The following is a 1,414-nucleotide window of genomic DNA, read 5'->3' as shown; positions in this document are numbered from 1 at the left end:
ATTCTTCCTCTCTCCAGTGACACGCCGGTAGCGATTGCTCCGTCGGAGCTGGTCAGGTTGCGGAGACGGAGCGATCGCGGATGGCGAGACGATTGCCTAGCGGGATTGGCAATCGACGTCGTTGGCGGCTTCAGCGGGTTGGGTTGATGTCGTAGCTGGGGTCATGGTCCTTTCCGAGGTCGCGAGCGCCTCATGATGATGTCCGGATCGGGCGCCTCAACGTTTGCAGCGGAGTGCGGGCGAACCGCCACCAGCCGATTGACCGAGGTCACCACGACCACCGTCCCAGCGGGACATCGCCAGTCCGGCGGACCGGACCAGGAACTTGCGAGCAAATATCAGATTGGCTTCGGCTGGCCCCAGTCGAACGATGTGCCATCGACCCAGATGCAGTGGAGAATCACGGCGATCTTTCGGGCGATGGCGACCTTTGCCTTCTTCATGCCGATCCGCTTGGCGAGCTTCATGCCCCAGGCCTTTAGGGAAGACCACTTTTTGGTTCGATAAAGAAGGACAGTGGCGGCCTCGAACAAGTAAGTTCGGAGAAGCCGGTCGCCCCATCGAGATATCTTTCCGTTGGTGTCGGCTTCGCCGGATTGGCTGCGCCTCGGCGTAAGGCCTAGGTAGGCGCCGACCGTCGAAGCCGATCGGAAGCGCGAGGGGTCATCGATCGTGTGGCGGAACGTTAGGGCCGTCACGACACCGACCCCCGGGACCGTCATCAGGCGACGCGTCGTCTCGTCCAGCTTTGCCAACCGGCGGACCTCGTTGTCGAACTTACCTTGTTGCTGACAAACGTTCTCGTGGATCGAGAGCAGCGGCGATATCACGCTGAGAAGCAAATGATCGACGCCCAAGAGTTCGCTGACCTGGTTGCGGAACTGTTGGCCGATCGCGCGAGGGAAAAGCAATCCACATTCCTTGATCAAGCTGCGAACCTGGTTCTCGATGTCTCGGCGCATGGACACTAGCCGAGATCTGGCGACAAGGATCGCTCGGATCTTCTGGCTTTCCTCACTTTTGACTTTGACCTCTCGATACCATCCAACCCGCACCAGTTCGGCAAGGCCTCGCGCATCATTCTGATCGCTCTTGTTCATTCGGACCGACAAAGCTGCGTGCGCATGCCGAGCGTCGATGCAGACCACCGGAAGCTCAACCCTGCGGAGTTCATGCCATAGCCAACTCGCCATCGCACCGGTCTCGAAGCCGATACGCTCGGCATGAGGCGCATGTTTGCTAAGCAGGTCAGTCAAGACACCAGGATTAGACTTGGCTTTTCCTTCGAAGATTACTTGACCAGTCTCGTTGACAACGCACACAGCGGTTTCTCTCTGTGAGACGTCCAGCCCGACGTACTGCTTCATGGGAGCTCCTTCGAATCATTTGATTGCGAGGGCTCAACGATAACGGA

1 protein-coding gene is annotated in these 1,414 nt (G+C 58.6%); it reads right to left on the bottom strand.

All coding sequences use genetic code 11. The features are described 5' to 3' along the window. Nucleotides 1–338: 338 nt before the first annotated feature. A complete protein-coding gene (locus CT676_RS43645) occupies nt 339–1,367 on the bottom strand; it encodes an IS110 family transposase (RefSeq protein ID WP_135217356.1) in 1,029 nt (342 codons plus the stop codon). Between the last annotated feature and the right edge of the window lie 47 nt (nt 1,368–1,414).

The organism is Bradyrhizobium sp. MOS001 (genome assembly GCF_004634465.1).
GTDB lineage: Bacteria > Pseudomonadota > Alphaproteobacteria > Rhizobiales > Xanthobacteraceae > Bradyrhizobium > Bradyrhizobium barranii.
This window is presented reverse-complemented; position numbering and strand designations above follow the sequence as displayed.

Bases quoted from the DNA above. Each gene is read 5' to 3' on its own strand.
- CT676_RS43645 (WP_135217356.1), bottom strand. From the start codon at position 1,367: ATGAAGCAGTACGTCGGGCTGGACGTCTCACAGAGAGAAACCGCTGTG.